General features: G+C 39.5%; 6 protein-coding genes and 1 pseudogene. 2 read left to right on the forward strand and 5 right to left on the reverse strand.

What is annotated here, in order from left to right; all coding sequences use genetic code 11:
• Nucleotides 1-62: 62 nt before the first annotated feature.
• The 3 genes from hppD to ACEW8O_RS10830 form a co-directional block, all read right to left on the reverse strand.
• Nucleotides 63-1,157, reverse strand: a complete 1,095-nt coding sequence (gene hppD, locus ACEW8O_RS10820; protein ID WP_373494648.1) for a 4-hydroxyphenylpyruvate dioxygenase — start codon at nt 1,155-1,157, stop codon at nt 63-65.
• 145 nt (nt 1,158-1,302) lie between these two features.
• The gene (locus ACEW8O_RS10825; protein WP_373494649.1) at nt 1,303-2,310 is read right to left on the reverse strand and encodes a lysophospholipid acyltransferase family protein; all 1,008 of its coding nucleotides are present in this window, start codon (nt 2,308-2,310) and stop codon (nt 1,303-1,305) included.
• 7 nt (nt 2,311-2,317) lie between these two features.
• The gene (locus tag ACEW8O_RS10830; protein WP_373494650.1) at nt 2,318-3,244 is read right to left on the reverse strand and encodes a bile acid:sodium symporter family protein; all 927 of its coding nucleotides are present in this window, start codon (nt 3,242-3,244) and stop codon (nt 2,318-2,320) included.
• A 394-nt stretch (nt 3,245-3,638) separates the two neighbouring features.
• Between ACEW8O_RS10830 and ACEW8O_RS10835 the strand changes: the two genes are divergently transcribed.
• Nucleotides 3,639-5,366, forward strand: a complete 1,728-nt coding sequence (locus ACEW8O_RS10835) for a DUF1800 family protein (RefSeq protein WP_373494651.1) — start codon at nt 3,639-3,641, stop codon at nt 5,364-5,366.
• 4 nt (nt 5,367-5,370) lie between these two features.
• Nucleotides 5,371-6,921, forward strand: a complete 1,551-nt coding sequence (locus tag ACEW8O_RS10840) for a DUF1501 domain-containing protein (RefSeq protein ID WP_373494652.1) — start codon at nt 5,371-5,373, stop codon at nt 6,919-6,921.
• Nucleotides 6,922-7,033: 112 nt separating this feature from the next.
• Here the strand turns inward: ACEW8O_RS10840 and ACEW8O_RS10845 are convergent, their stop codons facing one another.
• Both ACEW8O_RS10845 and ACEW8O_RS10850 read right to left on the reverse strand, forming a co-directional pair.
• Complete coding sequence (locus ACEW8O_RS10845; RefSeq protein WP_373494653.1) at nt 7,034-7,612, reverse strand: hypothetical protein; 579 nt, start codon at nt 7,610-7,612, stop codon at nt 7,034-7,036.
• 93 nt (nt 7,613-7,705) lie between these two features.
• Nucleotides 7,706-9,187, reverse strand: a pseudogene (locus ACEW8O_RS10850) (chromosome segregation protein SMC); the annotation flags it as partial.

Here is a 9,187-nt window from a genome sequence, read left to right on the forward strand (position 1 = left end):
TTTAGTGATGTTCTAAGATAGAGAATTCAATAAAAATACCCATAGAAAGTAGCTAATAAGATTTACAAATTTCCTCTTAACTCCTGTTCTCTTTCAATTGCTTCAAAAAGGGCCTTGAAATTCCCCTTTCCAAAAGAACGGGCACCTTTCCTCTGAATGATTTCATAAAAAAGCGTAGGGCGGTCCTGGACGGGTTTTGTAAATATCTGCAATAGATAGCCTTCGTCATCTCTGTCCACAAGGATGTTGAGATCTTTGAGGGGTTGAAGGTCTTCATCAATTTTGCCCACACGGTCCAAAAGGTCATCATAGTAGGAGGAAGGAACCTCCAGAAATTCTACACCTCTTTTCCTCAATTCGGAAACAGTATGAACAATATCATCTGTAGCAATGGCCATGTGCTGAACTCCCGGACCATTGTAAAAATCAAGGTATTCTTCTATCTGTGATTTCTTTTTCCCCTCAGCGGGTTCATTGATTGGAAACTTGATGTATCCATTGCCATTGGAAACTACTTTGGACATCAATGCAGAATACTCAGTAGAAATGTCTTTGTCATCAAAAGTGATCAAAAGCTTGAAGCCCATCACATTCTCATAAAAATCCACCCATTTGTTCATTTCGCCCCATCCCACATTTCCCACGCAATGGTCAATATACTTCAATCCTATAGGTTTTGGATTATACTCACTCTTTCGGGGTTTATACCCGGGAAGGAAAACACCTTTATAATTTTTTCTTTCTACAAATGTATGGACCGTTTCGCCGTAGGTTCTGATAGACGCCATGACCACTTCACCGAATTCGTCTGAGAATACCTTTGGTTCCTGATAGGGTTCCGCCCCCCTTGTAACCGTTTCTATAAAAGACTGGGCGGCATCATCTACCCATAAGGCCAAGACTTTTACCCCATCTCCGTGTTTTTTAATATGATCTGCAATAGGATGGTTTTCCAATAATGGGGTAGTCAGCACCAATCTGATTTTATCCTGTTTCAATACATAGGATGACTTATCCCGGATGCCTGTTTCCGGACCTGCATATGCTATAAGTTCATAGCCAAAAGCATATTGATAGTATAAAGCCGATTGTTTGGCATTGCCAACGTACAATTCAACATAATCCGTCCCGTTGATGGGAAGAAAATCCTGTTCCATAATAAAATTATTTTTGGGTTTAATTCTTTCAGTTCCAAATATACTAATAATTGCCCTCCCCAAAGATTTTTTGACCGGCCTATAAGTGCAGAATGAGTTATTCAGCCAAATTTTTAGATAAAGATATTTATTTTCGGAATCATTATTAGGCTTGGCCGCTTCGGTTAGCCAATAAAAAAACAAAACCTAAGAAAGCAAATGAAATAGACCATGAGGCCAGACCGGGAATCTGACTACCTATTAACAAAAAGATATACCAAAGCGGTACAGTTACCAATCCGATGACAAACTTGAAAGTGGCAGTGAAGGCAGGATCTTTTATTTTGGGGACAAAAATCAACCAAATCCAATATACAGGGAAAAGGAAAACCTTCATCACTTTATTGGTGAAATAGGGAGGGGAAATCGTTTTCTGGGTCTTTTGATTTTCAGTATTATTCAAAAATGTGGCTACGGATTTAGGTGCTGTTAAGTCAATTCTGTTTTGGATCAAGCGTTCAAGTTTTTCCTGATAATTTTCTTCGGGGATGTGGCTTACCAAAGGCTTCAAGCTTTGTTGGGTAGTTTTGATAAGGCTTTCAAAATTTGGATAGTGGTTTTTTGGGTCTATGGTTGGACCAAAAAAGATATGCACTTTACTTCCGGATTTTTGGTGGTTGCTGTAATTGATGCCTACAGGTAAAATAACCAAATCAAGATCAGAATCTTTTTCCAAAGCCTGATATGCGATTCTGGCAAAGCCTTTTCTCAGTGGTCTGAGGTTTCTATGAATACTATGGCTACCTTCTCCAAAAATCACCATGCTGCCTTTGTTCAGCAATACCTGTGTGCTTTTGTCAAAAGTATCTTTGTTTTTTTCCATGTTGTTGATCCCGTCCCTGACCCTGTAAATCGGAATCATACGGATAAAATCAAGCATCTTGGCTACAAAAGATTTTTTGAACACAGAAGCCCTTGTCAGAAAATAAGGGTTCAGCTTGGTATGAGTGGCAATGAGAATTGGATCTATCAATGCATTTTGATGATTTGAAACAACTAGCACAGCTTTTCCTTTAGGAATATGCTCTTTACCGGTTACAAGGATTTTTGAAAAATAAAAATGAAGGGCAATCTTGACTTTAATCCTGAGTATGTAGTTGAAAAGATCCTGCATTTATTAATTATTTTTCTGTGAGAGTTGGTATATGGGAACCTGAAAAACGCATCCAGATTGACGCAATTGTCATCCCTGAAATGATATGCCAAATGCCCCACCAAGCAGCAATGATAGCCATTCCTCCCAGTCCCTCAAAATAAGTAAAAATTAAGACCAAAGCTAGACCTGAATTTTGGATGCCTGTTTCTATGGTCAGGGTTTTGGTATCTGCAAGATTCAGGTTTCCGATTTTTGCCAAAGAAAAACCTGCAAACAATGCAATAAAGTTATGGGCCAGGACCCATAGGAAGATCAGTCCAATAAATTTTAGGAACAGATCATAATTCCCCATAAATGCAATGATTACAAATCCTGCAAAAATCAGAATACTGAGCGGTTTTAAAATCCGTGTCGCCTTTGATGCCCATTGTGGGTAACGGCTGTTGATGTACATACCGACCATCAAGGGAATTCCCAAAATCAAAGCTATGGTTTGGAAAACCTCAAAATATGAAAGTGAAACTTCCTGAAGCAAATTTGCCGTTGGACTATACAATCCCGCCCATAATCCGAAGTTAAAAGGGGTCAGAAATATGGAAAAGGCTGTCGAAAAGGCTGTAAGTGACACGGATAAAGCAGTATTTCCCTTAGCCAAATGGGTTATAAAGTTTGAAACATTTCCACCGGGGCAGGCAGCTACCAAGAACATCCCCAATGCTACAGAGGGTGGTGGATTTAAAATATTGACCAATATCAATGTCAGCGAAGGGAGAAAAAAGAATTGGGATATAATTCCCAAGCCAAATGATTTGGGGTTTTGTGCAATGTAACGAAAGTCTGAAACCCTAAGATCCAAAGCAACACCGAACATAATGATCGCCAAGGAGAGATTAAGTAGCAGCAGTGAATCCTGATTGAAATTGAGTTTACCGGTATCGAGTGCCTCGTGCATTTAAAAAGAGGTATTTTTTTGAAAGATAAGAAGTGGGGTTTTGAATGACAAAAATCATTTGGAAAACCTATTTATCAAAAATATATTTAAAGATGGATTACTCTTGGAAAATTTTTTTGATGTGAATAACAATAGTTTTGACATCAAAAACAGATATCATTTAACGAAAATTTGCTTTAAAAATTCTTTTTGTACTGTTGGTATAAATTTTTATCTTTTCAGAACATTTGTTGATCACCCAAAATCCGACAAAGCTAAATACACCCAATCATTATTGATCTTTCTCCGGAAAGTAATAAATTAATATTCAGTCTGTTTAAGAAATTCAAATAATTGGAGTCCATTGTTTTTGAATTTAAACTGTTTAGATAATCTCTTTTTAAAAAATTACCATATGTTTCCAATCAGACCAAGGCAATACAGGCACCTAGAGCCCCTTTACAGGGAAGTTTTTCCTCCTGACCTTTCCAAAGGACAAAAAATCCGTAAAACTGAAAGTTTTGCCACATCATCCCGATTTGATGAAATAGGAGAGGGAATAGAACCTTTTACAGGTACTTTGACGGACTTGCATCTAGCACATATTTTAAAAAGGACAAGGTTTGGGATTACGATGAAGGAAATCAAAAACTTCAGAAACAAGTCCTTATCGGCTATCCTTGATGAAATCCTTGTGGTATCATTGGACTACCCTGAACCCATCAATAATTATAACAAACCCAATGAAGGTAAAATAGATTTAGATGTTCCCCTTGGATCTTCCTTTGTAGATGCCGCATTCAATGATGATTTTGAAGGGGACAGGATTGTTGCGCTGAAGACTTGGCTGATCGGTCGGATTTTGAGTCCTAACTCAGGTATTCAGGAAAAGATGCTCTTGTTTTGGTGGAATTTTCTACCTATCAAAATGTGGGATGTTTTTATTGCAAAATCCTGCTACGGATACATTAAAATGCTCAACCGAAATGTCCTTGGCAACTTCAAGGAATTGATCAAAGAGCTGACCATGAACCCGGCGATGTTGGTATTTCTGAGCGGAGCATTTAATAACAAAGAAAATCCTGATGAAAACTATGGCAGGGAATTGCAGGAGTTGTTTTGCATTGGTAAAGGAAAAGATGCGGGATATCAGGAACAGGATGTTCAGGCTGCCGCAAGGGTTCTGACAGGATGGACGATTGATTGGGAAAGTATTCACACGGAAGGTCCACCAATTTCTTATTTTAACCCGGAAATGCATCATACCGGAAACAAGACCTTTTCAGCTTTCTATGGCAATAAGGTCATTGAGGGGAAAGCAGGAATGGCAGGAGCCGGAGAATTGGATGAGATGCTTGAAATGATTTTTGCGACAAATGAATCATCCAAATTTATAGCAAGAAAGCTATATACCTTTTTTGTAGCTTCTGAGATTTCTGAATTGGCCGAAGCCAATGTGATTACGCCAATGGCTGCTATCATTAAGGGAAACAATTACAATATCAAGCCTGCCTTAAAAGCACTTTTAAGTTCTGAGCATTTCTTCCATCCTGAAATTATGGGTTCGATGATCAAAAGTCCCATGGATTTTATTTTGGGACTTTGGAGAAATTTTGACATGCCGGCTGCACAAAACCCTTTGGGGGAAAAGGATTATTACTCAGCAATCCTTTGGAATATGGGTGGATTAGGAATGGAAATCGCAGATCCCCCAAACGTGGCGGGATGGCCTCCATACTATCAATCTCCAAACTATGACAAAATCTGGATCAATACCGACTCCATCACCAAAAGAGCCCTTGCGTCTGATTCCATGATATTTTGGGGCTATTGGATTTCATCATCAGTGAATATTTCCGCCGACTTGCTCAAATATGTAAAAGGGTTTGAAAATCCTGAAGATCCCAATTCCCTTATTGCAGAATTTGTTCTTTTAAACCTTGGACCTCCTTTGAGTCCCCAGCAAATAGCAATGGCTAAAAACATCTTGTTGAACGGGCAGGAACAGGACTATTATTGGACGGGTGCATGGCTGACTTATATGGCCAATCCCAACGATCAGTCCAATGCGACTGTCGTTTTAAACAGACTTAAACCGGCTTTTCAGCTATTGTTACAAATGGGTGAATCACAATTGATGTAATTTTATGAAAAGAAGATCTTTCATCAAACATGCAGCGCACAGCCTGGCAATTCCAAGTTTTTTAGGCGCTCTGAACAACCAAAGTTTCGGACAAACCATTGATAGGTTTCTGAACTTGGCCAATGAAACAGACAGGGTTTTGGTTTTGATTTATCTTGAAGGAGGTAATGATGGATTGAATACGGTGATTCCATTATCCCATTTAAGTGAACTCAATAAAGTAAGGCCGCATGTCATTTTGCCTGAAAACAAATTACTCACCATTGATTCCACGGATTTTGCGCTTCATCCATCCATGTCAGGATTTAAGTCTCTCTATGAAGAAGGAAGGCTTCAGGTGGTCCATTCAGTTGGATATCCCCAGCAAAGCCATTCTCATTTTAAATCCCATGATATTTGGATGAGCGGATCCAGATCCGATGAATTGGTCCCTTCAGGTTGGACTGGTAGATATTTGGAATCCAATCACCCACAATATCCTGAGGCCTATCCCAACCCGGATTATCCTGATCCAATGGCCGTGGAAATAGGGAACGGTTCCTCGATGTTGTTTCAAGGGGAAAGGGCCAATTTCAGTATGGTAATCAATAACCCCAATTCATTTTATCAGATTTTAAACAATGCCATTGAAGATACCCCTGATACCATAGCTGGGGACAAATTGAGATATATCCGGCTGATAGCCCAGCAATCCCAAAAATATGGGATGATTGTCAAGCGTGCGGCAGAGAAGGTTACCCAGCAAAGAATTTACCCTGACACCAGACTGGGGAACCAATTGAGAATAGTATCCCGGTTGATTGCAGGAGGATTGAAAACCCCATTTTATTTGGTGAGAATGGGGGGCTTTGATACACATGACAATCAGGTGGATGGGGGAGACCATACCAAAGGAAATCATGGCAGGCTTCTTCAAAACCTCAGTGATGCAGTATTGGCATTTATGAATGACCTGGAATTCCAAGGCTGCGCGGATAGAATCATGGGGATGACATTTTCGGAGTTTGGACGAAAAATAGTTTCCAATGCCAGCATGGGTACAGACCATGGTTCTGCAGCTCCATTGTTTATTTTTGGAAACATGTCCCATGGTGGCACAAGAGGTACAGCTCCAATCATCACCGGTAATGAGGTTTATAGGGACAATATTCCTTTTCAGACAGATTTCAGGCAGGTTTATACTTCTTTGCTCAGTCAATGGTTTGATGCAGGGAATGCCAGTATTCAAACCGCAACCAGAGGCAGTTTTGACCAGATTCCTGTGGTGAAAAATGCCATAGTAACATCGATCGAAAGAGAAGAACCAAGTACTCTAAAACTGTACCCAAATCCTGTCAGGGATTTTTCCACGGTTAAGCTTGATGTATTATCCGGTAAAGTCAGGATTGATCTGATTGATGTCAAAGGATCGAGTATTGGGATGTTATTTGAGGGCAATACATCTGACCGTCAGTTTACCTGTGTTATTGACCTTTCGAGGTATCCTGCAGGCAAGTATATATTGAGGGTAATGGATGGAAATAGGAGACATACTTTGCATGTGATCAAGCTTTAATTGGGCTTTTTATTCATGCCATGACTTTGAGTCATGGCATGAATTCACCAAAGTGGTTCAAAGTCATGGCATGAATACTGCTCCCCTAGGCATGGCATGAAAAGCCCAAAGATCAATCTTTATTCTTATGGACATTTTCCATAATCCTTTTAATATATTCCACCAGATCTTCATCAGGTTTTTTAGGGATCATTTCCAGATTGCTTTCCATACTTCTTAGAATGCCTGTGAGAAAGTCGAATTTTTTACCAAGTAATTTTTCATCCCTTGTTTCCCAATATTCACCTTCATCTATTACCTTAAAATCAGTCAGGTATTTGGTTGCTATATGTTCCAAAAGATGAACCAAAATGATATGAATTTGTGGACCTGCATATTGGGTTTTTACCGAATTCCATTCAATGAAAATATCGTTCTGTTCATCTTCAAAGTAAATTTTCCCAACCACACTGCACAACTTGCCACTGGATAAAAAGGTAAAGTCAACCATTTCACATTCAGGGGGAGTAAAAGTGATCCCATATAATTCATCCTCAAAGGAATCTTTATCAAATCCTTCTTCTGGAAGTTCAGATTCGAAAATATGGTATTTCCATTTGTTCTCTTCTGCAATATCCCTGACCTCTTCTATCAATTGAGGCAGGAGTTGGGGAGATTTGATTTTACCTTGGTAGTGGATAGTGATGCCCATGGGTAGAATGATAAATGGTTGATAATTTTAAGTATTCATGCCATGACTCGAAGTCATGGCATGAATTCCGTAATTCCCAAGTAATGGCATGAATTAAGCCAACTCCCTTAAATCCACCGGAACCACCCTTGAAACACCTGCCTCAATCATGGTGATGCCATAGATAATGTCTGTGCTTGCCATCGTACGCTTGTTATGCGTGACAATAATAAATTGGGACTCTTTAGAAAAGATCTGAATGATGTTGTTGAACTTATCAATATTGGCATCATCCAATGGTGCATCCACTTCATCAAAAATACAGAATGGAGCTGGTTTAAGGAGGTAGATGGCAAAAAGCAAGGAGGTTGCCGTCAACGTTTTTTCACCACCGGAAAGTTGATTGATGGTCAGAGGTCGCTTTCCTTTTGGTTTGGCGATGATTTCTATAGGGCTTTCCAAGGGATTATCCGGATCGACCAAGGTCAGGTCACATTGATCCTCATCCGTAAACAATGACCGGAAAACCTTAATGAAGTTTTCCTTGATCTTTCCAAAAGCATCGAGAAATGTTTCTTTGGCTACCTGATCGATTTCCTTGATTGTTTCCACCAATGAATTTTTGGCCTTAACCAAATCCTCTTTTTGTTCGGTGATGAAAGTATGGCGTAGCTTGATCTCATCATACGCATCCATGGCCATGGGATTGATAGGGCCTATTTTTTCCAGACGGTCTTTTGCCTTTTGGACAATTTCCCGCATATCAGAATCAGACATTTCAAGATATGCTTCATCCAAATCAGGATTTTCTTCCATCAGGTTATCCAGGTCAATTTCAAATTCCACACTCAGCCTTTCTTTAAGACTGGCCAATTTGAGTTTGACTTCATTCAAAGACTGTTGGAATTCCATGATCAGGGAATCCATGGATTCTTTGGATTTTTGAAGCTCCCTGATCTGTTTATCCGTGTTATCTATTTCCCCCCGGCAATTATAATAATCCTTTTCCGCTTCGGATACGCCTTTTTCAATGCCTTCTTTTTCCGAATACAGCTCAATCAGTTCATCATCTTTGACTTCATTGTTGTCCAATAGTCCTTTGATCTCAAGATCGATCGCACTCTGTTCCATTTGGGATTTTTCAATCCTCTCCTTACTGCTGTCAAATGCAGACTGCTTAAATTCTATTTCCTGGTTGAGGCTATTGACCCTATTGTTATGCTGATGATAAAGAATGTTTTCCTGATTGAAAGCAGTGGATTTTTGGCTGAGGCTTTCACTTTCTGTTTGAAGTTGTTCGTTGATTACTTCCAGTTCTTCTTCCACAGATGCGAAAAGTGATTTTTCCTTTTCCAGTTCAGGACCGATATGTTCGAGGCTTTCTTGAAGGGTTTCTATTCTTTCAAGGATATCTTCCCGTTTATTGGCATTGGAGTAAAGCAGTTCACTCAACTGTTCTTTTTTGGTACGGATAGAGATAAATTCCTGATTGACCTCATTGAATTCCTGTTGGATTTTTTCAATGGCTGATTTATAACTGACCTCCTTAAGCTTCAAAAGATCACTGATTTTGCTGTCCAAGTTAGACCTTGTGGC

Origin of the sequence: Aquiflexum sp. (assembly GCF_041749095.1) — a bacterium.
Taxonomy (GTDB): domain Bacteria; phylum Bacteroidota; class Bacteroidia; order Cytophagales; family Cyclobacteriaceae; genus Aquiflexum.

Bases quoted from the DNA above. Each gene is read 5' to 3' on its own strand.
- ACEW8O_RS10825 (WP_373494649.1), bottom strand. From the start codon at position 2,310: ATGCAGGATCTTTTCAACTACATACTCAGGATTAAAGTCAAGATTGCC.
- ACEW8O_RS10840 (WP_373494652.1), top strand. From the start codon at position 5,371: ATGAAAAGAAGATCTTTCATCAAACATGCAGCGCACAGCCTGGCAATT.
- ACEW8O_RS10830 (WP_373494650.1), bottom strand. From the start codon at position 3,244: ATGCACGAGGCACTCGATACCGGTAAACTCAATTTCAATCAGGATTCA.
- ACEW8O_RS10835 (WP_373494651.1), top strand. From the start codon at position 3,639: ATGTTTCCAATCAGACCAAGGCAATACAGGCACCTAGAGCCCCTTTAC.
- ACEW8O_RS10845 (WP_373494653.1), bottom strand. From the start codon at position 7,612: ATGGGCATCACTATCCACTACCAAGGTAAAATCAAATCTCCCCAACTC.
- hppD (WP_373494648.1), bottom strand. From the start codon at position 1,157: ATGGAACAGGATTTTCTTCCCATCAACGGGACGGATTATGTTGAATTG.